Below are 24,520 nucleotides of genomic sequence, written 5' to 3' on the forward strand. Positions count from 1 at the left end.
ACAGTGTTACAGGCAACGGAGAACTTGAAGTTTTTATCATACTTGTCGCCCATCATACGATGAGTTTGCCCAACTGCCAATTGCGATAAGTTTGGCTGAGTTGAATCTCGCTTAGCAGGCAATTTTTTTGCTACAATAGTTGCAATTTTTTATTCACTTTTAACCTGTTCTTACTATGACTGATTCAGCGCAAAATATTGCTACAACCTACGATCCTACCGAGATCGAGAAAAAATGGTACAAGACTTGGGAAGAAAACGGCTACTTTAAGCCGTCTGAAAAAGGCGAATCATTCTGTATCATGATTCCGCCGCCAAACGTCACAGGTAGCTTGCACATGGGTCATGGTTTTAACAACGCCATTATGGATGCCCTCACGCGCTTTAACCGTATGTCGGGTAAAAATACTTTATGGCAACCGGGTACAGACCACGCGGGTATTGCCACACAAATGGTAGTAGAGCGTCAATTGGGCGCGCAAAATATCAGCCGCCATGACTTAGGTCGTGAAAAATTCATCGAAAAAGTCTGGGAATGGAAAGAACAATCTGGCGGTAACATTACCCGTCAAATCCGCCGTTTAGGTTCTTCGGTAGATTGGTCACGTGAACGCTTCACTATGGACGAAGGCTTATCGAATGCGGTGAAAGAAGTTTTCGTGAAATTACACGAAGAAGGTTTAATTTACCGCGGCAAACGCCTTGTAAACTGGGATCCAAAATTACAAACTGCCCTTTCTGACTTAGAAGTTGAGTCGGATAAAGAAGAACAAGGTTCATTGTGGCACTTCAAATATTTCTTTGAAGATAAATCACTACGCACTCACGATGGTAAAGATCACATTGTAGTGGCAACCACTCGTCCTGAAACATTGCTGGGTGATACTGCGGTTGCGGTTGCCCTTGATGATGAGCGTTACTCGCACCTTGTTGGTCAAAACATCATCCTCCCAATTACAGGTCGTGCCGTTCCAATCGTAAAAGATGAGTATGTCGATAAAGAATTCGGTACAGGTTGTGTAAAAATTACCCCTGCACACGACTTCAATGACTATGAAGTGGGTAAACGCTGCGAATTGCCAATCATCAATATCTTCAACAAAAATGCTGAAGTATTGGCTGAGTTTGAATATATTGCGAAAGCAGGCGAACAAATTTCTAAAACCATTCCTGCACCTGCAGACTACATTGGTTTAGAGCGTTTTGAAGCACGTAAAAAATTAGTTGAACAAGCGGAAAGCGAAGGTTGGTTAGATCAAATCCAACCGTACACCTTGAAACCACCTCGCGGTGACCGTTCGGGCGTAATTGTTGAGCCATTATTGACTGACCAATGGTATGTGAAAATTGCACCGTTAGCGCAACCTGCAATTGAAGCGGTGCAAGATGGTCGCATCAAGTTCGTGCCTGAGCAATACAGCAATATGTATATGGCGTGGATGAACAACATTCAAGACTGGTGTATCTCGCGTCAATTGTGGTGGGGTCACCGTATTCCTGCTTGGTACGATGCTGAAGGCAATGTTTATGTAGGTCGTAACGAAGAAGAAGTTCGTACGAAAAATAATATCCCTGCCGATGTTCAATTAAACCAAGACGAAGACGTACTGGATACATGGTTCTCCTCTGCACTTTGGACATTCTCGACCTTAGGTTGGACGGGTGATGCCAAGAAAGATGCAGAAAACTACTTCTTAAATACCTTCCACTCCACTGATGTATTGGTGACAGGTTTTGACATCATCTTCTTCTGGGTGGCGCGTATGATCATGATGACCATGCACTTCATGAAGAATGAAGATGGCACGCCACAAGTACCGTTCAAAACAGTTTACGTTCACGGTTTGGTACGTGACAGCGAAGGTCAAAAAATGTCGAAGTCTAAGGGCAACGTGCTTGACCCATTAGACTTGATTGATGGTGTAGATCTTGAAACTTTAGTACAGAAACGTACGACGGGTTTGATGAACCCGAAACAAGCAGCGAAAATTGAAAAATCGACCCGCAAAGAATTCCCAGAAGGGATTCAGGCTTATGGCACAGACGCGGTTCGTTTTACCTTCTGCGCATTGGCAAATACAGGTCGTGACATCAAGTTTGATATGAAACGTGTGGAAGGTTATCGTAACTTTGCCAACAAAATTTGGAATGCTACCCGTTTTGTATTGATGAATGTTGAAGGTCAAACGGTTGGTCAAGAGGCACGTCAAGACCTTTGGGAATTGCCTGAACAGTGGATTGTGAGCCGTTTACAAAAGGCAGAGCAAGCTGTTCATCAAGCGTTTGCAACTTACCGTTTAGACTTGGCTGCGCAAGCGATTTATGACTTTATTTGGAATGAATACTGCGACTGGTATGTAGAGCTAACCAAACCTGTTCTGAATGATGAGTCTGTTTCTGAAGAACGCAAAGCCGAAGTTCGTCGTGTATTGCTTGCGGTGATGGAAGCTTCTTTACGTCTTGCTCATCCAATCATGCCGTACTTAACTGAAGAAATTTGGCAAACCCTTGCGCCAATGATTGGCTTGGGTGGCGAAACCATTATGTTGGCAAACTACCCTGTTGCAGATGAAGCCAAAATCAACGAACAAGCCGAAGCAGATATGCAATGGCTACAAGGTTTAATTGGTGCGGTGCGTAACATTCGTGGTGAAATGGGTCTAGGGAATGCTCGTTTATTGCCTGTTCTTCTGCAAAATACCACTGAAGCAGAAAAAGCACAAATTTCTCGTATTGAACCGTTGTTTAAAGCATTGGCAAAAGTTGAGAGCATTACCTTCTTGGCAGATGGCGAACAACCGCCATTGTCTTCTTCTTCTGTCGTTGGTCACGTGTCTGTATACGTTCCAATGAAGGGCTTAATTGACCCGAAAGCGGAATTGGGTCGCCTACAAAAAGACTTAGACAAGGTTCAAAAGCAGCATGACCAAATTGCCACTAAACTTGCAAATGAAGGGTTTGTGGCGAAAGCACCTGCGGCTGTGGTTGAAGGTGAAAAAGCGAAATTGGCTGAGTTTGCTGACCAGTTAGCGAAGATTAAAGCGAATATGGAGCAGATTGCGGCGCTTTAATGCTCTAGTTTGATTCAAAGAAATCCCCTCCTAGTGAGGGGATTTTTATTAAAATCATAATGATATTTGATAGAATTATTTGATGAAAACTTTATAAATATCTCAACATGACAAATATAGATAAATTCGCATTTTCTGCCGATAGACCAATTAAAAACATAGAACAAGACGTATTGGGTCGAGCTGATTTTGCAAAAAACTTAAGCGATGCTATTTCTCAGTGGAAGGGTGACGAAAGCTTAGTTATTGCGTTACATGGCGATTGGGGTTCAGGAAAATCATCAATTAAAAATATGGCGTTATCGTATTCAAAGCAACAAGATGACCCGCCCACAATTATAGAGTTTTCACCGTGGGAATGGTCAGCTCAAGAGAAGATTGTTCAGGCGTTTTTTGACGAGATATCAAAATCTATTGGAAGAAAGGATTCATCTAAAGAAGATCAAAATTTGGCAAATATATTTGCGAAATATGGCAATCATTTATCTACGGCACACACTTTTCTCAAGGGTGCTAATTTAGCGCTACCTCTTCTTGTAACTTCAATTTTAAGTACAGGTGTAATTAGCAGTTACTTTACTGACAATACACAATTGCCAATACTCATTGCAACGATTACCTCTTTTATAGCTTTAGTCTTACCAGCCACAGAAAAGGGGAGCGAATTGTTAGGGAAACTTTCAGAAAACTACGAAAAAAAATCTAAATTAAATGAAAAGAACTTAGCAGAAATTCGTGAGGAATTAATTACCGCTTTAAAGAATAGGACGACTCCTCTTTTAATTGTTATGGATGATATTGATCGTTTAACAACTATAGAGTTGCGAATGATCTTTCAATTAATTAAAGCAAATACTGATTTTCCTAATGTAATATTTTTACTTTTATTTCAGAAAGATATTGTAGAAAAAAAACTCACTGACAATACACAATCTGGTGAAAACTATCTAGAAAAAATTATTCAGATCCCTTTTATAATTCCACAAATTCAATTAAAACAAGTCCACGAAATTTTATTTAACCTATTAGACAATGTGATAAATAGTCACACTGATGCTGACAAAAAATTTGACCAAGAAAGATGGGCTGAGATTTATCATGAAGGTTTAAAAAACTATTTTAATAATCTAAGAAATGTTTATAGATTCAATTCTACTCTTTGCTTTAACTTCAATCTTTTTAAAAATAATGAGATTTTTGAAGCAGATCCAATAGATTTGATAGCCATTGAATGCTTAAGAGTATTTGAGCCGAATGTTTATAGCAAACTTTCCAACTCTAAAGAAGCTTTTACAACTTTGCGTTCTGTCTCAGGTAACAATCAGACGGACAAGGTAAAGTATTCACGAATTATTGAAGATATTATCAAGAGTGCTTCTGAGAAAAATAGAGAATCTGTCAAAGGTATCTTGGAAAACCTTTTTCCTACTACTCAGTGGATCATTAGCAACTATTACCATGATCATACATCTTATCAAGAATGGTTTACGCAACTCAGAGTATGCCATAAAGACCATTTTGATAAGTATTTCAAACTTAGTTTTGATAGTGAAGACTTTTCTACGTCCGACTTTATAAATTTCCTGAAACTAACTGCTAATAGAGAACAGCTAAAAGATAAAATCCTCGCCTTAGATGCAAGAAACGTGTTAGAAGATTTTTTATCTAAATTTGAAGCATATAGTAAACAAGTTCCTAAAGAAAATTTCGAATCATATCTATATGCAATGTTAGATGCGGGTGAAGAAATCAATAGTGACTCAAGCAGTGGTTTTTTCTTTACAGCACAAAGACGTTTATTCAGATTGGCATTACAGTGTTTAGAAAGTTTGCCTAATAATAAAGAAAGAGCCAAACTTCTATCTGACTATATTAATCAATATCTAAATTTCTCTATTATTAAAGATATTCTAATTGAAGAACATAAATCTAGAGATAATAATGCTGATACTCTATTAGATGATTCAGATTTTGAACAACTCAAAAAAGATTTTATTCTTAAATTAAGTCAATTTTGTATCTCAAACCCTGACTCTATAATTAAAAACCCATCATTCCGTTCATTTATGTATCTTTGGATAGAATGGGGGAACTCTTCTGATACTCTTAATTGGTTTGAATCCGAAACTCAGGATATACAAGGCATTCTAAAGATACTTAAGACAATGATCCAAAGTACTACATCTTATGGCGGTTCCTATACTAAACCTCATGTCAAAAGATATATTAAAGCTGATACTGTTATAAAGTTCTTAAACATTCCTCGCATATCAAACATAATCAACTCTGCTGATCTTTCTATTCTTTCAGAAGAGGAAAATGACTTAATCAAAATGCTCAGAAAAGGATTCGAAAATAAAGCTAATGGAAGAGATGATGATTTTGATGACTAGCCCTCACCCCCAACCCTCTCCCATAGGGAGAGGGAGCGTCATTTAATTTAATGCATACATGGATTTAGTAATGAATGTTCCCTCTCCTTCTAGGAGAGGGTTAGGGAGAGGTATTTTTTAATTCGGTGCATTTCAACCACAAATCCTCTAAAACTACATCCATCTGCCCCAACACATCATGATTCCAATACCGCACAACAGTTAAACCCAAAGCCTCTAAAAACTTGGTTCGTTCAGCATCATATTCAATTGCTTCATCTGTTCCATGCTGACTGCCATCTAACTCAACGACCAAACCAATTTCATGACAGTAAAAATCCACAATATACGGTTTAATCACATGCTGACGTCTAAATTTGAGCGCCATAAAGCGTTTGGCACGAAGTCTCTGCCACAGCAAATTTTCTGCATCTGTTGCCGCATGACGCAAAGATTTGGCAAATTGTAAGAGTTGCGGATTCATCTTCTTATTCATTATTTTTGTATTTATAGTTTTTAGCCATCATAACAAATTTTTATTTTCCTAAATCACTCAAATAATTGCAGTTCTTTACTCAAAACCACTATTTCACCCACTCAATTTAAGCATAGTATCAAGCATCAAAATAACAAAATAGATAATCTATGGATTGGTTCACCATCTTTATTCACGATACTACATGGGCATTTGTTGCCGAATTAATGATTCGGGCAGCACTCATGTTTAGCATGATTATTCTATTTTTACGCCTCACAGGGAAACGTGGAGTGCGCCAGCTTTCTATTTTTGAATTGGCTATTATTTTATCGCTCGGTTCTATTGCGGGCGACCCCATGTTCACTGAAGATTTACCTTTGGTACACGCCTTGGTGGTGATGACAGTAGTGATTGGAATGTATCGCCTGACCACATGGCTCATGATGAAATACCAACCCTTTGAAGATTTGATTGAAGGTAAATCACTGTATATTGTAGAAAATGGCGAACTGGTCTTAGAAAAAATTAAATACGGCAAAATGTCGCATGATGAATTCTTTGCCGAAATGCGTCAACAAGGTGTGGAGCATTTGGGACAAGTACGTGTCGGTTTACTAGAAACTGATGGCAAATTCAGCATGTTATTTTTTCATGACGGTGCCACACGCTATGGTTTACCCTTATTTCCTAAAGCTTGCCAACCCGTGTACCGCACAACTCCAAACACATATTATGCCTGCATGTATTGTGGGCATGTTCGTTTACTTGAACACGCCAATGAAGCCTGTCCGCGTTGTAATCACCAACAATGGACACTGGCAATCAATACTGCATATCGCAGCTAGAATATGTTGATTTTAGCTGCAACACACCTCTATGCGACTTAAATTGTCGCAGGATTGTCATAATTCAAAGTTATACTGCCTGCGCTGCCGAAGTGAAGCACTGAAAGCGCAAATAATAATTTTTGGAAATACAAAAAAGAGATCGGTATTTGCTTCAATATGGATACCTTTTATACTCCAGCGACTCTTTAAGGGTCGCTTTTATTTTTTCCACGCAATGAATTTTTTAAAATGGTTTAAGCCTGTCATTCTGTCTTGATGATCTATCTTCTTATTCGAGCGTGGATGAGTGAGCGCTTTTCGCAAGCTTTGCCCATTTCCAGATCGTGACAAGGCATAAAATCGCAACAACACAAATCAACAGCAAGTAATTCGCATAGCCTAAAGCATCGCCCAACATTCCACTCAGGGTATAGAGTACCCCGCTCACAGTCGCCATAATCGCAACCTGAAATGTAAAGTCGGTCCCTGCATATTGTTTACGGCTGTACTGCATAATCAAGGTCAGCATCACCACAAGTAACATGGCAGAACATAAATCTTCCGCAGCATTAATGCTATAAATCAGCCAATGTGCCACATCAACTTGCTGTTCATATAAGTTAGCCAAATAAGCATAGGCCGCTAAACTCAAAATTTTAAGCACAGAAAAAATGATGAGGGCATGCGCTCTAGACCACCATTTCAGCATCAACCCTGCGATGCCTGCACCCAACAAAGCGGCCATGGCTCCCAACATGGTCACGTAAATGCCAATTTGAGAAAAGCTTAAGCCTAAATCCACCATTAAAGGTTTTAATAAGGGACCAGCCAAACCATCGGCAATTTTAAAGCTGAGTAGCACCCACAACCATGCGTACAACACAGGCGTTTCAACAAAATAGCGCAGATATTCACGAATCGCAGCAAGACGTGCGTGAAATGACATTTTGCTTTGAGCTTGAACAAGCACTTGTTTAGCAGCATGTTGTGGCTCTTTAAACATTAAAATTGGCAAGGTATTTAAAAACACCAATCCCGCTAAAATCAGAAAGGTTTTTTGCCAATCTAGCCAATCCAATGCCCACAGCATTGCACCACCACCCACAATAAAGCCCAGTCGTGAACCAACCACCTGAAAGGTATTACCCCAATGTTGCTGTTTGGCTTGTAAAATATTGACCGCCAAACCATCGGTGGCAATATCTTGGGTTGCACCGACCAAGTTCATACCGAGCAAAGCCACAAAAAACACCCACAAATATATAGGATGATTTAAGGACTCAATCGGTAAAAAGGACAGCCCAATCAGCACCAAAACACTCAGCCACTGGCACGGCAAAATCCAGCTACGATAATGCCCAAAATATGAATGTCCAAAGCGATCCACCAAAGGTGCCCAAAATACTTTGATTGACCATGGCAGCATTAACAAACCGAAACCGCCAATATGTGCCAAAGACACACCTTGCGCACGTAAAATCACAGGCAAGGCATGGGTCATAAAACCAACAGGCAAGCCCTGCGCCCAATACAGAGAAAATAACAACAAATAAGTTTGGCGCAAATTGGGCATAGCATCTCAATTTAGATATGGGCAAAAGATCAAAAAAACGCAGTACTACACTAAAATTTTGAATAATGGATTGTTATTTTTCATCACTTTCACATTCAGATTTCGACTATTTTGCCAATGAATCAGACAAAGCGAAAGTCTAATATCTTGAATAGATTTAGATTCATGCGTCATGATATTGGGTCTTTCTTGTTGTTAATCACGCACGTCAGGATGACATCGCATTCATGAAAATCACCAATCCTTTTGCACGCAGTGCACGGCAATTTCCACAGTTACCCGACCAAGTGCCACAACGTGGAACAGCCAGTAGTCGTGCTTTATTTAAAAATATTTTTTTGGCGCAAGGCTGGCAAATGGTGGGCGAGTTTCCTAACTTGCCAAAAGCAGTTGCTATTATCTCACCGCATACGTCAAATATTGATGCGTGGCATGGTTTTACCGCCCTACTCGGTTTGGGTATTCAAATTACTATTTTTGGTAAGCACACTTTATTTGAAACCCCGCTCAAGCCACTTTTAAACTGGATTGGGGTCATTCCTGTGGTGCGACACTCTCCACAAGGTCATACCCAAGATATTATCGAGATTGTACGAAAAAAAGAAAAAATCTGGATTGGTATGGCGCCCGAAGGCACACGTAAACAAGCCGAAAATATTCGCAGTGGCTTTTACCATATTGCCTACGGTGCCAATATTCCAATTGTGATGTTCTCTTTTGATTATGCACATAAAACCATCCATATTTTGGGCGTGTTTGTTCCTACAGGTAATTATGCTCAAGATTTAGAGGCAATTTATACGCAATATCACGGCAAGTTTTCGGCTAAAAATCCACATTGGTTGGCAAAACCGTTACAAAAGCTTTTGAAAAAGGGCTAGTCAAAGTTTCTATTTTTTGTTCAGATGGGCGCAATATTCTTTGATCTAAATTTAGATTTGATATGCAACTGATTCGTTATTCTTTAGTGGGCGTACTAGCTCTAACTTTGGCTGGCTGCGACAAAACAACAAAAACACCGCCAAGCACCACACCTATCCAAGCACGTGAACCTGTAATTGCACTGGCGCTGGGTGGCGGTGGTGCTAAAGGTTTTGCACATATTGGCGTCATTAAAGTTTTAGAGTCTCACGGGATTAAACCAAAAATTGTCACAGGCACCAGTGCAGGCAGCTTTGTCGGCAGTTTATACGCCAGTGGTAAAAGTCCTTATCAGCTCCAACATATTGCCCTAACCTTTAAAGAATCCGACATTCGTGATTTAACCTTAAACCGTCAGGGTTTTATTGCAGGTCAAAAGTTACAAGACTTTGTCAATCAACACGTGGCAAATAAACCGATTGAGAAATTTCCAATTCGTTTTGCTGCCGTTGCCACACGTTTAGATAATGGACGTAAAGCCGACTTTATTAAAGGCAATGCTGGTCAAGCCGTACGTGCCTCTTGCAGTATTCCGAATGTTTTTGTACCTGCCACCATTGGCGGAACACAATATGTGGATGGCGGCTTGGTCAGCCCAATTCCCGTACAGACGGCTAAAGCGATGGGTGCCGACTTAGTCATTGCAGTGGATATTTCTGCACGTCCAACAGGCAATCAACCTGTCAGCATGTGGGGCTTACTCGATCAAACCCTCAATATTATGGGGCAGCAAAGCATCAATCAGGAATTGGCGCAGGCCAATATCGTGATTCAACCTAAAGTTGGACATATTGGTACTCTAGATTTAAAAGCCAGTAACCAAACCATTTTAGAAGGTGAAAAAGCCGCACAATTACAGGTCAAAGCAATTCTGCAAGCCATCAATAACTTTAAAAAATCACCTGCCGCGCTGAAACCTGCACCGCGTCCGAAATTTTAGGATTCAGTGATTTTTTTAATATTCATAAACTTATTGATCTGTTAAAGTGATGAGAGCGCATCTTTTTAAGTCGATGCGTTTCTCTAAGCAATTAGAATTAACCAATCGTAAAAAATACGCGAGTAGATGTATGGAATTCGTTCTTGAACCTTGGCACTGGTTTGTACTAGGCGTTCTGTTAATGCTTTCAGAACTGGTCTTGCCTGCGTTTGCCGCTTTATGGTTTGGCATTGGGGCAGTCATGGTCGGTATTTTATACTGGATGTTCCCCATGATGGGTACCACTACCCAATTGGTGATGTGGATTATCTTGTCGGTACTGTGTACCTTGGCGTGGTTTAAATTTATCAAACCCTTATCTACCGATAAAACCAAAGCAGGCTTGTCACGCGAAGCCACTATTGGACAAATTGGCATGGTTATTCAAACCAACTTGGAACATGATCAAATTAAAGTCCGTTTCCCGATGCCCGTACTTGGTTCAGACGAATGGAACTGCCGCACCACAAGCCCTGTGCAAGTGGGAGATCGTATTCGCGTGATTGATATTTTGGGTAATGATTTGGTGGTGCAGCCGCATCACAGCGCACATGACAACGAAAAAGTGAGAAATTAAAATGTCTGGTGGATCTATTATTGTTTTAGCGATTTTAGCCTTTGTTGGAATTACCATTTTTAAAGGCGTGCGAATTGTTCCGCAAGGTTATAAGTGGATTGTGCAACGTCTGGGTAAATACCACACCACACTTGCACCGGGACTTAACTTCGTCATTCCTTATGTCGATGAAGTGGCCTATAAAGTCACCACCAAAGATATTGTATTAGATATTCCATCTCAGGAAGTCATTACCCGTGACAACGCAGTTCTGCTCATGAATGCGGTAGCGTACATTAATCTCACGACTCCTGAAAAAGCAGTGTATGGCATTGAAAACTATACTTGGGCGATTCAAAACCTTGTTCAAACCTCATTGCGTTCTATTGTGGGTGAAATGGATTTGGATGATGCCTTGTCTTCGCGCGATCACATCAAAGCCAAACTCAAAGCAGCCATTTCTGATGATATTTCAGACTGGGGAATTACCCTTAAAACTGTAGAAATTCAGGATATTAAACCATCGCATACCATGCAGGCAGCTATGGAAGAACAAGCTGCAGCAGAACGTCAGCGTCGTGCTACCGTAACCAAAGCCGATGGTGAAAAACAAGCGGCTATTTTAGAAGCCGATGGTCGTTTGGAAGCTTCACGTCGTGATGCAGAAGCGCAAGTTGTATTGGCAGAATCTTCTCAACGTGCTATTGAAATGGTTAGCTCTGCGGTGGGTGATAAAGAAATTCCTGTGGCGTACTTATTGGGTGAGCAATATGTAAAAGCCATGCAAGATATGGCGAAATCGAACAATGCCAAAACTGTGGTCTTACCTGCAGATGTCTTGAATACTATTCGTGGTGTTATGGGTCGCAATAATCCATAAGCAAATCAGATAAACATCAAGATGATAGGCAGCTTTCAAGCTGCCTATTTTATGCCCATTCAGAAAAAAATCTGAAATATTTTTTAATGTATGGTTAAATTTCGCGTTTCTTGATGAAATCAGCACCGCAGATGAGATCTCTGCACTCACCAAATTGAGTGACTCACATCTAGCAGCGGTCTGTATTTTAATCGACTGTCCAAAACCCAAATGGATACTGTATGAGCGCACTCAACCCCACCATTATTACTTTCCTGTTTTATATTGTCGCCATGATTGTCATTGGTTTACTGGCTTATCGCGCGACTCGAAATTTCTCGGACTACATTTTAGGTGGTCGTCGTCTTGGCAGTTTTGTCACCGCACTTTCTGCAGGCGCATCCGATATGAGTGGTTGGTTGCTGATGGGCTTGCCCGGTGCCATTTATCTTTCAGGTTTGTCTGAAATGTGGATTGCCGTTGGTCTGATTATTGGCGCATGGCTAAACTGGCTTTTGGTGGCAGGTCGTTTACGAGTACACACCGAAGTACAGCACAATGCACTGACTTTGCCTGATTATTTTTCTAACCGTTTTAATGATCAAAGAAAAATTTTAAGGATTGTATCTGCCTGCGTAATTCTAATTTTCTTTGCGATTTATTGTGCTTCGGGCATGGTTGCAGGTGCGCGCTTATTTGAAAGTATGTTTGATCTGCCTTATAGCACTGCATTGTGGATTAGTGCTATTGCCACCATCAGCTATGTGTTTATTGGTGGTTTCTTGGCAGTCAGCTGGACGGACACCATTCAGGCTGGCTTGATGATTTTTGCGCTCTTGCTGACCCCTATCATTACCCTACTCAGCTTTTCTGACCTAAGCCAAGTCACACTTGCTTTAGAAGCGGCTCGTCCGCAGGCGCTGAATTTAGTCAGTGATTTAAGCTGGGTCGCGATCATTTCCCTCATGGCATGGGGCTTAGGCTATTTTGGACAGCCGCATATTTTAGTGCGTTTTATGGCGGTTGATTCAGTCAAGTCTATTCCGAATGCACGTCGTATTGGCATGACATGGATGACACTATGTTTAGGCGGTGCGGTGGCTGTGGGCTTTTTTGGTATCGCCTACTTCCAGCAACATCCTGAACTGGCAGGTGTGGTCAATGCCAACCCTGAAACAGTATTTATGGAACTGACCAAAATCCTGTTTAATCCGTGGGTGGCAGGTGTGGTACTGGCTGCAATTTTAGCTGCTGTGATGAGTACCCTAAGCTGTCAACTTTTGGTCTGTTCAAGTACTTTAACCGAAGATTTTTACAAATCGTTCCTGCGTAAAAATGCCTCACAAAATGAATTGGTCTGGGTCGGACGCGGCATGGTACTCATGATTGCGCTGCTTGCTATTTGGATGGCGGGTAATCCTGAATCCAAAGTTTTGGGATTGGTTTCTTATGCTTGGGCAGGCTTCGGTGCAGCATTTGGCCCACTGATTATTCTGTCTTTATTCTGGAAACGCATGACTTTAAACGGTGCATTGGCGGGGATGGTTGTCGGCGCACTTATGGTTATTCTCTGGAAAAACCTTTGGGCAGATACGGGTATTTATGAAATTATTCCAGGCTTTGTGTGTTCTTGGATTGCGATTGTCGTGGTGAGTTTATTGGGTAAAGCGCCAAGTCATGAAGTGACAGACCGTTTTGAACAGGCCGATCAGCAATATAAAGAATCGCACTAAGCTGTAGATTGATCTGCATAGAGATAAAAAAGCGAGACTGTAAATAAAACCAGTGCCTTGAATTGCACTGGTTTTTTTATGTCTAAAATTAGTTTTGGTGCACTCAATTCAAGTCAATGAATCGGTGGTTTTTTCTTTCTCTGCTGCGGCTTTTTTTCTTGCCTTACTAAACCGTTTGGCAGGCCAAACCATCATAAAACGTGCACCACCCAAGTTTGGACTCTGATCGACTTCAATTTTGCCACCAAACCAATAAGCAATGCGGCTTACAATAGACAAACCTAAACCATAACCACCTGAAGCACGGGTGCGGCTGTCATCTAAACGAGCAAAGGCTTCAAATACACGTTCTCGGTCTTGTTCGGGAATCCCCGGCCCATCATCTTCCACACAAACATAGGCCATGCCTTGCTCGTTAATGCCGCCACTGATCAAAACTTTATGGTCACAGTAACGGACTGCATTGCCCACCAAGTTCTGTACCACACGGTGCAAGTAACGGCGTTCAGCTTCCACTTCCAAAGTCACAGGTGGGGCAAGCAATTGAATATCTTTTTGGGTTTTCAATGCTTCTGTTTCCGTAGCCACCTGCTCTAGCACTTCAACCAAAACGATCTTTTCAATTTCTAAAGATGGCATGCCCTGTTCAAGTTTGGCATAGGTCATGATCTCATCAATCAAGGTGTTTAAAGCCTCAATATCTTTATCAATCATTTCGACTTGCTGTAAGCGATATTCGTAATCATCTTCTTCTGCCAGCATTTCCATACCAAAACGAATACGTGCCACAGGCGTGCGCAGCTCATGCGATACAGCGCGCATCAGTTCACGCTGCGCTTCAATCAAACGCTGAATATGGTCAGACATGCTGTTATAGCTAGATGCCAAACTTGCCATTTCATCTGTGCCATCTACAGGCAAACGCATGTTTAAATCACCCGATTTGGTGCGGTTTAAGGCATAGTTCACTTGGCGGATCTTACGTTGCATAGGCAAGATCAAACCATAAACCCCCAAGCTCAACATAAACATACTGAGCAAGGTAATGCCTGCTGCCAACTGGAATGGCATCCAGTTAAATAACGGCACAGGCCCTAAAACCAAGACTTCTGAGGGTGAATTTGGCATCGGTGACACAATCGAGATGGTTGTACCACGCACGGTGGCATTGTCACGATATAAAATAATGCTGTGATCGAGTCTTAAACGCCCAATCTGTTCAGAATCGAGTGGCAGTTCCTGAATATTTTTAATATTGACCGGATAAGAAAAGTGCTGCTGAATTTTGGCTAGATATTCTTTTTCCTGACCCGGGTAATACACCAAATAATCTAAAACAAAAATCGGCAAAGCTTTCATTTGCCGTTCTGTAATTTTATCTGCCTTGATATATAAATAATGATTTGGATCATCTTTCATACCCAAAATAATATAGGCAATCATATTTTCGGCATTATAGCGCACAGCCGCTTTACGTTCTTTAATCCGTCTAAGCTCTGCGCGCGACAAATCTACTTTGTCTGCCTGCACATAGTAGATGGGCAATTCCAGCAAATCGGATGCATCAGAAATCCAGTCTTTCTTTTGCTGTTCGTTTTGCTGTCGTGCAATCCCTTCACTAATAATATAAGCCATACCATCAGTTAAAGACTCACGATATTCTTGCGCACGCTGATAGTTGATGATTTGCACCAATAAGTACGCCAAAATGGCAACTACTGCAACTAAGATCACCAATCCTGCATATATGCGCAAGAATATACTGTGTTTAAGCACAAAACCCGTCCTATGTGACTTATTTTATATTTGAGCCAGTATTTGACTCAGAAAAAAGCGTATTACATGCCGTTGGTTTCTTTAACGAACAAATAACCTTTACTGCGCACAGTTTTAATACGTTTTGGATTTTCAGGATCATCGCCAATTTTTGGACGAATACGTGAAATACGCACGTCAATTGAACGGTCTTGACCATCATATTCAATGCCGCGTAGACGCTCAAAAATATCTTCACGAGATAAAATACGCCCTGCATTTGAAGCCAATAACCATAACAAGTCATATTCTGCGCTGGTGAAATCAACCAATTCACCATTTAAAGTTACAGAACGACCACCGTTATCAATCACTAAATCATCAAATTCAATGCGCTGTGCCACTTCATCTTCAGTCACTTTGTCGGTACGGCGCAATAAAGCACGAATACGCGCCAACAACACACGCGGCTGCACAGGTTTTGCAACATAGTCATCTGCACCCATTTCTAGACCTAGCACCTGATCCATATCTTCAGTACGCGCAGTCAGCATTAAAATCGGTTGATGATAATGTGGACGAACCTCACGACAAATGGTTAAACCATCGGCACCTGGTAACATCACATCTAGCACCACAAGATCGGGTTGCTCGGCAATAATACGGCGAATCGCGCGGTTGCCATCTGGTTCTACCCCAACTTCTAAACCATTGCGAATTAAGTATTCCTGCGTAAGTCGTGCAAGACGTTCATCATCTTCAACAATTAAAATTTTTGGTAACTTTTCTTCTTGACTCATAACCTGTCCCTTTATTGGATTCGACCTATCCTTTTAAAATCTGAGAGATAGGTCTTGATATAATTTGCAATATACACACGTTTACATTGTAAACAAGATACTGTTCACCAAACTGATACATCTGCGTATTATTTTGTTATATTTTTATTAAGCATTGAATTTATAGCACTTTTCTAGTTTTGGTGATTTTCAAACAGATTTGAGAAATATAAAGTTACAAAATGGGTATTTTTTGCACTAGATCAAGCCTTTTCCGCCTTTGGAAAAATTATCTCACAACTTTTAAAGTTATCCACAAGGTTATCTATAAGCAGTTTTTCCGAGCTTTGCTATGCTATGCCCTTGTCTGATAAGGCTTATAGCCGAAAGGACAAAATTCGGTATTTTTGAGATAAATTTGAATCCTAAAATAGTCAAAATTTAAAAGAAAAAGTCAATATTGATCTACCCTCAATTTTCCCGTATCTTGTGTTCAATTCAATTTTAAACCACTAAGTCTTGTGTTTATCCCTCAATCACTGCGGCCTAAGTTTTGCCCAGTTTAATGGTCCATAAACATAACAATAGATGACAATGGAGCTATGCTGACATGAGCGTAATCACCTCAACCCCTGGTCAATTACAAGTGATTAAACGCACTGGTGATGTTGCCGCTTTTGATGCTGAAAAAATTGCAGTTGCAATTGGCAAAGCGTTTTTGGCTGTAGAAGGTCAACAAAGCGCCGATTCAAGCCGCATTCATGATCGGATCGAACAACTGACTGAAATGGTGTTGAACACATTCAACCGCCGTTTACCGTCTGGCGGAACTATTCACATTGAAGAAATTCAAGACCAAGTTGAACTTGCGCTCATGCGTACAGGCGAGCAAAAAGTTGCTCGTGCTTATGTCATCTACCGTGAACAACGCTCAGAAGCGCGTAAGCAAGCAGGTGAAAACCATCACCCGACGTTACAAGTGACTGATGCAAACGGTCAGCTTAAACCACTAGATTTAGGTGCGTTAAAAGCAACCGTAAATAAAGCGGCAGAAGGTTTAGAAGGCATTGATGTAGATGCCATCATTGATGAAACCGTGAAAAACCTTTACAACGGTGTAAAAGAGTCTGACATCTCAACCACCATGATGATGGCGACTCGTACCCGTATTGAGCAAGAGCCGAACTATACCTATGTGACTGCGCGTTTATTGCGTAATGACTTGGTCGCAACAGGCTTAGAATTTTTAGGTTTAGCAACAGATACACCTGAAGGCGAAGCATTAGAAACTTTCCTGAAAAAAGGTGTAGAACTTGATTTGCTTTCTGCAGACTTACTTGAGTTTGACCTTGCCAAACTTGCTGCAGCGATTCAGCCTGAACGCTCAAACCAGTTTACCTATTTAGGTCTGCAAACTTTATTTGACCGTTATTTCATTCACTCAGATGGCGTACGTTTTGAACTTCCACAATTGTTCTTTATGCGTGTATCAATGGGTCTGGCGCTCAATGAAGATGACCGTGAAGCACGTGCAATCGAGTTCTATAACTTATTGTCTAGCTTCGACTACATGGCATCTACACCTACCCTGTTTAACTCAGGTACGCTACGCCCACAGTTATCAAGCTGTTACTTAACTACAATTTCCGATGACCTTTACAACATTTATGGCGCAATGCGTGACAACGCAATGCTGTCTAAATGGGCAGGTGGTTTAGGTAATGACTGGACGCCAGTACGTGCCTTGAACTCATATATCAAAGGAACTAACGGTAAATCTCAAGGTGTTGTTCCGTTCCTTAAAGTGGCGAACGATACTGCTGTTGCGGTCAATCAAGGTGGTAAGCGTAAAGGTGCGGTATGTGCGTACTTAGAAACTTGGCACTTAGACATCGAAGAATTCCTAGAGCTGCGTAAAAACACAGGGGATGACCGTCGTCGTACCCATGACATGAACACAGCGAACTGGGTGCCTGACTTGTTCATGCAGCGTGTCTTTGAAGATGCAGAATGGACACTGTTCACGCCATCTGAAACACCAGACTTGCACGACTTGACGGGCGAAGCTTTTGCCGAGCGTTATGCGTACTACGAAAGCATTGCCAAAGAAACCAACATGCTGCATAAGAAACTTCGTGCGAAGGACTTATGGCGCAAAATGTTGTCAATGCTGTTTGAAACCGGTCACCCGTGGATCACATTCAAAGACGTATGTAACTTACGTTCACCGCAACAACACGTTGGTGTAGTGCACTCATCTAACTTGTGTACTGAAATTACCCTCAATACTAACCAAGATGAAATCGCGGTATGTAACTTGGGTTCTATCAACCTTGTACAACACGTTCAAGGTGGTGTGTTAGACCGTGAAAAATTAGCACGTACTATTAAAACTGCAGTGCGTATGCTCGACAACGTCATCGACATTAACTACTACGCTGTACCACAAGCACGTAATTCAAACTTGAAACATCGTCCTGTAGGTATGGGCATCATGGGCTTCCAAGATGCGCTTTATGAGATGAACTTGGCTTATGGTTCAGATGCTGCAGTTGAATTTGCCGATGAATCTATGGAAGTGATCAGCTACTACGCGATTCAAACGTCTAGCGACTTGGCGGTTGAGCGTGGTACTTACGAAACATTTAAAGGTTCATTGTGGGATCAAGGCATCTTGCCAATTGACTCTTTAGACATTGTGGCGAAATCACGTCCAGAACGTATGTTTGAAGTAGACCGTACACAGCGTTTGGATTGGGACAGCTTACGTGCCAAAGTTCAAAAAGATGGTATGCGTAACTCAAACGTGATGGCGATTGCTCCGACTGCAACCATTTCAAATATTTGTGGCGTTTCTCAGTCTATTGAGCCGACATTCCAAAACTTGTATGTGAAATCGAACTTGTCTGGTGAATTTACAGTAATCAACCCTTACCTCGTTCGTGCATTGAAAGAGCGTGATTTGTGGGATTCTGTGATGGTGAATGACCTGAAACACTTTGAAGGTTCAGTACAAAAAATTTCACGTATTCCTGAAGAATTGAAAGCGATTTTTGCGACTGCGTTTGAAGTTGAACCACGCTGGATTGTAGATGCAGCATCACGTCGTCAAAAATGGATTGATCAGGCGCAATCGTTGAACTTGTATATTGCAGGTGCAAACGGTAAGAAACTTGACCTGACTTATAAAATGGCATGGTTACGTGGTCTGAAAACGACTTATTACCTACGTGCATTAGGTGCGACTTCTGCAGAGAAATCGACCATTAACACAGGTGCATTGAACGCAGTGAAACCTGCAACATTAACAGCAGCGTCTGTGGCAACTCCTGCACCAGAAGCGGCTGCAGCTGTTGATGAAGATTTTGCTCAAGCAGCACCAGTGCCAATGGCATGTAGTATTGATAATCCTGATTGTGAGGCGTGTCAATAAGCTTCACTTGACCTCCCCTAACCCCTCCTAAAAGGAGGGGGGATTCCTCGAAGCAAATGGCTGGAGTACCCCCCTTTGCAAAAGGGGGATTTAGGAGATTTAAAAAATTTAGGCAATAAAAAAGCCCTCTACAGGCCTATCAAAACTCGTAGAAGGCTTTCAATCTCGAAGTGATACCAAGATGGTCACGACGAGGCTGGCATATGAGAATGCGATAGAGATTCTAACATTGAATTATCTATTGAGCCAGTAAGAGTCATCTTGATTTTGTATCCGTGAGGTATTGAGTCATGGCTAATAAAGCTGCTCGTAGTGCAATCACAGGTCAATACGTAACTTTGGAGTATGCTAAAAAACATCCAAAAACTACTGTAATTGAAACCGTGAAGCCAACTAAATCATCTAAAAAATGACTTTAGCTGTGAATCTTAGCTTTGGCTAAGATTCACTTTATAAAACTTAAAAGGAATCCACCATGCCACACATGACCCACAACTATATGTTAGGACTCGCGGTCTTGCTGGTTTCCTTTGTAGTGTTGTTTTACGCACCAATTGCTTACTTTTGGGTACAAGCGGCAAAACAACAGCGAAAGCAAAATAAGTCGTGAGCAAATTGGTCGGAATGTACATTTTTCAGACCTAGATGAGCAAAACTTAATTTTGCTTTCACAAATTAAGCGTATATTAAGACATCTCAGCGTAGCTGGATGTCCATAAAAGATATAAAGCAACGAAGAGAGAATTGATATGTCTATCCTAAGTTGGGACGATTTCGAAGATGATTCGCAAAAACCGGCTGCTCCTGAACACAAGTCTGCGCCCGTCGAGCCGCAAAAAGCGCATGATACGCAGATGGTATCTCATGCAGAGCAACCACAGACGCCTGTGGCAGCTGCACAACCCGCTGCAGCCCCTAGAAGTAGAGCAACAGATTCAACCGATCCGTTGGCAAGAGCATCTAACGCTCTAGATCAATTGGACGTTGCACCTGGTCTTGAAGAACTGGAAATGGGTGCATCGCGCGTACAGGTTGATGATAAAGCCATGATCAACTGTCGTGCAGACTTAAACCAGCTTGTACCGTTCAAATACGAGTGGGCATGGCAAAAATATCTAGATGGTTGTGCAAACCACTGGATGCCACAAGAAGTCAACATGAACCACGATATCGCGCTGTGGAAGTCTGAAAATGGCTTAACTGAAGATGAGCGCACCATTGTTATGCGTTCACTTGGTTTCTTCTCTACTGCAGACTCATTGGTTGCAAACAACTTGGTATTGGCAATTTATCGCCACATTACCAACCCAGAATGCCGCCAGTACATTTTGCGTCAAGCCTTTGAAGAAGCGATTCACACTCACGCCTACCAATACTGCATCGAATCTTTAGGTATGGATGAAGGCGAAGTCTTCAACATGTACCGCGAAGTACCATCGGTTGCACGTAAAGCGGCATGGGGCTTGAAGTACACGCAATCTTTAAGTGATCCTACTTTCAAAACAGGTACACCTGAAAACGACCAAATTTTGCTGCGCAACTTAATCGCATTCTATTGTGTACTTGAAGGTATTTTCTTCTACTGCGGTTTCAGCCAAATCTTGTCGATGGGTCGTCGTAACAAAATGAATGGTGTTGCAGAGCAATTCCAGTACATTTTACGTGATGAATCTATGCACTTGAACTTTGGTATCGACATGATTAACCAAATCAAGATTGAGAACCCACACTTGTGGACTGCAGAATTCCAGCAAGAAGTGATTCAAATGATTCTTGAAGGCACGATGCTTGAAATTGAATATGCGCGTGACACTATGCCACGTGGTGTATTGGGTATGAACGCAGGCATGATGGAAGAATATTTGAAATTCATCTGTAACCGTCGTTTAAGTCAGCTCGGTTTACCTGAACAGTTTGTTGGCGTAAACAACCCGTTCCAATGGATGTCTGAAATGATGGACTTGCGTAAAGAGAAGAACTTCTTTGAAACGCGTGTGACTGATTATCAGACGGGCGGTGCGTTGAGCTGGTAATATCGTGACACATAAAATATCGTTGTGAGACACATGAGTTGTCATTGAGAAAACCGCCATTCATGGCGGTTTTTTTAAAGATACGATCGAGTATTTAATGGCTAGGTTGTGCAAATACCTAACAATTTGATTTTTTTAATTTATTTATTTTTAAAATTTCCATAAACCTTTAAAAATCGTTATCTTACAAAATATTTATACAACAATGCCGTTTTTTTACTTCTTTTGTTCATTATGAGAATAGGACAATAATCCAACAGCCCAAAAACGACAAAAAACAAAATAAAGAAAGGCGCATCGCGCGCCTTTTTTTATTCAAACCACTGAAAATTAAGCAGGAATACGTAACACTTGCCCTGGGAAAATGTCATCGGCATTTTTCAGCAATGGGCGGTTAGCTTCAAAGATTTTGTTGTACTGGTTGGCATCGCCATAAAATTCTTTAGAAATTTTAGACAAAGTATCGCCCGATTTTACTGTGTAGAACTTGCTTTCTGGCTCTGGTGTTGCAACAGTGAGTTGATCATCTACTTGTGCAACGTGGTCAATATTACCTACCGCAAGAACAATTTTTTCACGGTCTGCCTGACTATTTACCTGTCCACGCACTGTCGCTAAGTCCGTGGTTGAGTTATAACTCACCGATAAACCTGTCACAGGTAAACCTAAACTTTTCACATGCCCCAAAAGCTTATTTGCAATTTCTTGTGCTGAAGGTTCTACTGGTGTACTTGGTGCAGCTTGTGGTTCTGCAGCTGCTGTATTTTTCTTACCAATCCCTTTTACAAAATCAAAAAGACCCATGAGGTGCTCCTATTTTTTCTGCTGTTATAAATCGTCGCTCATTTACATAAGCACTTTGCGGTTCTCATTCATTTATAACCAAAAAATAAGCCGCTTCGGTTGTGATTAGACACGAGCTTGGTAACAAAGTGTAAATCACATCACACATTCAAAAAGATGCATTTTTTCATGATCGCGTGCAAATTTGCAAAAATGACAGCGCATAAAAAAGCCACCTTGCGGTGGCTTTCATTTCAGCAGAGCTGAAATCAACAATTAACCAAGTTTTTTAGTTACATAGTCGATTGCTGATTGAACTGTTGTGATTTCGTTAGAATCTTCGTCTGGGATTGTGATGTCAAAATCGTTTTCGAAAGACATTACAAGCTCTACTAAGTCTAAAGAGTCAGCACCTAAGTCATCCATAAAAGATGCTTCGTTTTTGATTTCTTCAGCTTTAAGACCAAGTTGTTCTGCAACCGCTTGTTTAACGCGTTGTTCGATATCGCTCACAGGAATTCTCCTCATTGCTTGTGGCGTTTTTAATGCCGTTAGTTTAATTGAATCTATAAAATTTTGAAAGTTTATACTTGAGCTTAGCTCATGTATAAACCACCATTTACGTGTAACACTGTACCAGTGATGTAACCAGCTTTGTCAGAAGCCAAGAAACTCACTGCATTTGCGATATCTTGTGGATCACCTAAACGGTTTAATGCCACTTGCTCACTCATTTTTTTGCGAATTTCTTCACTTAACTGATCTGTCATTTCAGTTGCAATAAAGCCCGGCGCAACCGAGTTTACTGTAATTTGACGACTGCCCATTTCTTTGGCAAGGCTTCGGCTGAATGCTTCAATACCGGCTTTTGCCGCAGAATAGTTGGCTTGTCCTGGGTTCGCAAAATGTGCCACCACAGAACTAATATTAATAATGCGTCCAAAACGTGCTTTGGTCATGCCTTTCAAGACACGTTTAGATAAACGGTAAACTGCCTTTAAGTGAATGTTGAGAATGTCATCCCAATCATCTTCTGACATACGCAGTAACAAATTATCTTTGGTGATACCCGCATTGTTGACCAATACCAAAACTGAACCATAGCTTTGTTCAATGTCAGAAACTAAGGCATCAATGGCAGCACCATCACGAACATCTAAAACTTTACCTGCACCGTTTTCTGCAAAACTTGCCGATAATTTTTCTGCGCCCGCTTCAGAAGTGGCAGTACCTACCACAAAAAAACCGTCTTGAATAAGTTGCTGAGCGATGGCTGCACCAATCCCTCGGCTTGCACCTGTGACTAATGCAACTTTACGTTCTTGTGTCATGCAATTTTCCCTTCTGCCACCAAAATGGCATTTAGCGCATCTTCCATACGACTTTGTGTGTCGAGTGGGAATGCTTTTTCGATATTCGGTAAACGCTTCGCAAGATTCGCCAATACGTTGCCTGGGCCACATTCCACGATATATTCAATACCTTGATCTTGTAGGTATTGCATAGTTTGTGTCCACTGCACCGATTGATACAATTGCGCAGTAAGTGCCTGACCTAATTGCGCAACATCTGCCGCGATTCCAGCGTTGACATTTTGTATTACAGGAATACGCGGTAGCTCAATGGCAGTTTGTTCCAAAGCTTGTGCAAACTGTTCTGCCGCAGGTTTCATCAATGAACAGTGCGAAGGTACAGATACAGGCAGTGCAATAGCTTTGCCACCATTTTCTTTAGCCAATGCCATCACAGCTTCGACTAAAGTTTTATCGCCTGCAATCACGACTTGGCCTTGCGCGTTGTAGTTGGCTGCTTCTACAGAGCCACGACCTTGCACATTAACTTGTTCGCATAGCTCTAGCACTTTGGCATCTTCAAGACCCAAAATAGCCGCCATAGCGCCTTGACCTTGTGGTACAGCGTTTTGCATTAGCTTACCGCGTAAGTTTACCAATTTGACTGCATCGCCCAAGCTTAGGCTGCCAGCTGCAACCAATGCGCTGTATTCGCCTAATGAGTGCCCTGCTAAGTATTTTGGTGCAACACCACCCAACTCTAACCACACACGCCATAATGCGATACTTGCAGTGAGTAATACCGGCTGAGTAAATTCTGTTTGGTCTAAACCTTCACCACTTTGTGCAATGTGCCATAAGTCAAAGCCAATTGCTTCAGAGGCTTCCGCAAATGTTTCGCGCACACCGCTAAACTGTTCTGCAAGCTCAGCCAACATACCGGCTTTTTGTGAGCCTTGACCAGGAAAGACAAATGCAGTTTTAGTGGCTTGAGCCGCTTGCTCGAGTCGTTTAGCAGACATAAAAAATCCTTTAATTAAGATGCGCAAATTGTAGTTTTTAGCCACTACAACCCAC

The 24,520-nt window shown here is 41.5% G+C and carries 20 protein-coding genes; 12 read left to right on the top strand and 8 right to left on the bottom strand.

Going from position 1 to position 24,520, the window contains the following annotated elements:
• The first annotated feature begins 175 nt into the window (after nt 1–175).
• The gene (locus tag FTV43_RS01575; RefSeq protein ID WP_179994706.1) at nt 176–3,070 is read left to right on the top strand and encodes a valine--tRNA ligase; all 2,895 of its coding nucleotides are present in this window, start codon (nt 176–178) and stop codon (nt 3,068–3,070) included.
• Nucleotides 3,071–3,177: 107 nt separating this feature from the next.
• The gene (locus tag FTV43_RS01580; protein WP_179994707.1) at nt 3,178–5,463 is read left to right on the top strand and encodes a P-loop NTPase fold protein; all 2,286 of its coding nucleotides are present in this window, start codon (nt 3,178–3,180) and stop codon (nt 5,461–5,463) included.
• A gap of 100 nt (nt 5,464–5,563) precedes the next feature.
• Here the strand turns inward: FTV43_RS01580 and FTV43_RS01585 are convergent, their stop codons facing one another.
• The gene (locus FTV43_RS01585; RefSeq protein ID WP_179994708.1) at nt 5,564–5,938 is read right to left on the bottom strand and encodes an endonuclease domain-containing protein; all 375 of its coding nucleotides are present in this window, start codon (nt 5,936–5,938) and stop codon (nt 5,564–5,566) included.
• 149 nt (nt 5,939–6,087) lie between these two features.
• On the opposite strand from FTV43_RS01585, the gene FTV43_RS01590 reads away from it, so the two are divergent.
• On the top strand, nt 6,088–6,765 hold the full coding sequence (locus tag FTV43_RS01590; RefSeq protein WP_179994709.1) for a YetF domain-containing protein: 678 nt from the start codon (nt 6,088–6,090) through the stop codon (nt 6,763–6,765).
• Between the two features lie 271 nt (nt 6,766–7,036).
• Here the strand turns inward: FTV43_RS01590 and FTV43_RS01595 are convergent, their stop codons facing one another.
• Nucleotides 7,037–8,320: an MFS transporter gene (locus FTV43_RS01595; RefSeq protein ID WP_179994710.1), complete on the bottom strand. Its 1,284-nt coding sequence runs from the start codon at nt 8,318–8,320 to the stop codon at nt 7,037–7,039.
• A gap of 227 nt (nt 8,321–8,547) precedes the next feature.
• Here FTV43_RS01595 and FTV43_RS01600 point away from each other — a divergent pair, with 227 nt between their 5' ends.
• The 5 genes from FTV43_RS01600 (at nt 8,548) to putP (ending at nt 13,368) form a co-directional block, all read left to right on the top strand.
• Complete coding sequence (locus FTV43_RS01600) at nt 8,548–9,201, top strand: 1-acyl-sn-glycerol-3-phosphate acyltransferase (protein WP_179994711.1); 654 nt, start codon at nt 8,548–8,550, stop codon at nt 9,199–9,201.
• A gap of 62 nt (nt 9,202–9,263) precedes the next feature.
• Nucleotides 9,264–10,181, top strand: a complete 918-nt coding sequence (locus tag FTV43_RS01605; RefSeq protein ID WP_096902052.1) for a patatin-like phospholipase family protein — start codon at nt 9,264–9,266, stop codon at nt 10,179–10,181.
• A 130-nt stretch (nt 10,182–10,311) separates the two neighbouring features.
• Nucleotides 10,312–10,797, top strand: coding sequence for an NfeD family protein (locus FTV43_RS01610; RefSeq protein ID WP_096902094.1), 486 nt, complete (start codon nt 10,312–10,314; stop codon nt 10,795–10,797).
• 1 nt (nt 10,798) lies between these two features.
• Nucleotides 10,799–11,656: an SPFH domain-containing protein gene (locus FTV43_RS01615; protein WP_004972306.1), complete on the top strand. Its 858-nt coding sequence runs from the start codon at nt 10,799–10,801 to the stop codon at nt 11,654–11,656.
• Between the two features lie 221 nt (nt 11,657–11,877).
• Nucleotides 11,878–13,368 carry a sodium/proline symporter PutP gene (putP, locus tag FTV43_RS01620; RefSeq protein ID WP_179994712.1) on the top strand — a complete coding sequence of 497 codons (1,491 nt, stop codon included), beginning with the start codon at nt 11,878–11,880 and terminating at the stop codon, nt 13,366–13,368.
• A 108-nt stretch (nt 13,369–13,476) separates the two neighbouring features.
• On the opposite strand, the gene bfmS is transcribed toward putP, so the two are convergent.
• Nucleotides 13,477–15,144, bottom strand: a complete 1,668-nt coding sequence (bfmS, locus tag FTV43_RS01625) for a sensor histidine kinase BfmS (protein WP_131260700.1) — start codon at nt 15,142–15,144, stop codon at nt 13,477–13,479.
• A gap of 62 nt (nt 15,145–15,206) precedes the next feature.
• Nucleotides 15,207–15,923, bottom strand: coding sequence for a response regulator transcription factor BfmR (bfmR, locus tag FTV43_RS01630; protein WP_096902057.1), 717 nt, complete (start codon nt 15,921–15,923; stop codon nt 15,207–15,209).
• A gap of 589 nt (nt 15,924–16,512) precedes the next feature.
• Here bfmR and FTV43_RS01635 point away from each other — a divergent pair.
• From FTV43_RS01635 to FTV43_RS01640, 4 genes are all read left to right on the top strand, one after another.
• Nucleotides 16,513–19,335 (top strand): ribonucleoside-diphosphate reductase subunit alpha, encoded by a 2,823-nt coding sequence (locus FTV43_RS01635; RefSeq protein ID WP_179994713.1) that lies wholly within the window; start codon nt 16,513–16,515, stop codon nt 19,333–19,335.
• 290 nt (nt 19,336–19,625) lie between these two features.
• Nucleotides 19,626–19,748: a hypothetical protein gene (locus tag FTV43_RS15950; RefSeq protein ID WP_257220019.1), complete on the top strand. Its 123-nt coding sequence runs from the start codon at nt 19,626–19,628 to the stop codon at nt 19,746–19,748.
• Nucleotides 19,749–19,810: 62 nt separating this feature from the next.
• Nucleotides 19,811–19,945: a hypothetical protein gene (locus tag FTV43_RS15955; RefSeq protein WP_004972322.1), complete on the top strand. Its 135-nt coding sequence runs from the start codon at nt 19,811–19,813 to the stop codon at nt 19,943–19,945.
• 139 nt (nt 19,946–20,084) lie between these two features.
• Entirely contained in the window at nt 20,085–21,368 is a 1,284-nt protein-coding gene (locus FTV43_RS01640) for a ribonucleotide-diphosphate reductase subunit beta (protein WP_154320991.1), read from the top strand.
• Between the two features lie 330 nt (nt 21,369–21,698).
• On the opposite strand, the gene lysM is transcribed toward FTV43_RS01640, so the two are convergent.
• The 4 genes from lysM to fabD all read right to left on the bottom strand — a co-directional run bounded on the left by lysM (nt 21,699) and on the right by fabD (nt 24,465).
• Nucleotides 21,699–22,172 (bottom strand): peptidoglycan-binding protein LysM, encoded by a 474-nt coding sequence (gene lysM / locus FTV43_RS01645; RefSeq protein WP_179994714.1) that lies wholly within the window; start codon nt 22,170–22,172, stop codon nt 21,699–21,701.
• A gap of 255 nt (nt 22,173–22,427) precedes the next feature.
• The gene (gene acpP / locus FTV43_RS01650; protein WP_001279871.1) at nt 22,428–22,664 is read right to left on the bottom strand and encodes an acyl carrier protein; all 237 of its coding nucleotides are present in this window, start codon (nt 22,662–22,664) and stop codon (nt 22,428–22,430) included.
• A gap of 83 nt (nt 22,665–22,747) precedes the next feature.
• Nucleotides 22,748–23,482 (bottom strand): 3-oxoacyl-ACP reductase FabG, encoded by a 735-nt coding sequence (gene fabG / locus FTV43_RS01655; protein WP_019837736.1) that lies wholly within the window; start codon nt 23,480–23,482, stop codon nt 22,748–22,750.
• A complete protein-coding gene (fabD, locus tag FTV43_RS01660) occupies nt 23,479–24,465 on the bottom strand; it encodes an ACP S-malonyltransferase (RefSeq protein ID WP_096902067.1) in 987 nt (328 codons plus the stop codon). Before fabD ends, fabG begins: the two co-directional genes overlap by 4 nt.
• Between the last annotated feature and the right edge of the window lie 55 nt (nt 24,466–24,520).

The organism is Acinetobacter sp. YH16053, from assembly GCF_013417035.1.
In the GTDB taxonomy this organism is placed as follows: Bacteria; Pseudomonadota; Gammaproteobacteria; order Pseudomonadales; family Moraxellaceae; genus Acinetobacter; species Acinetobacter towneri.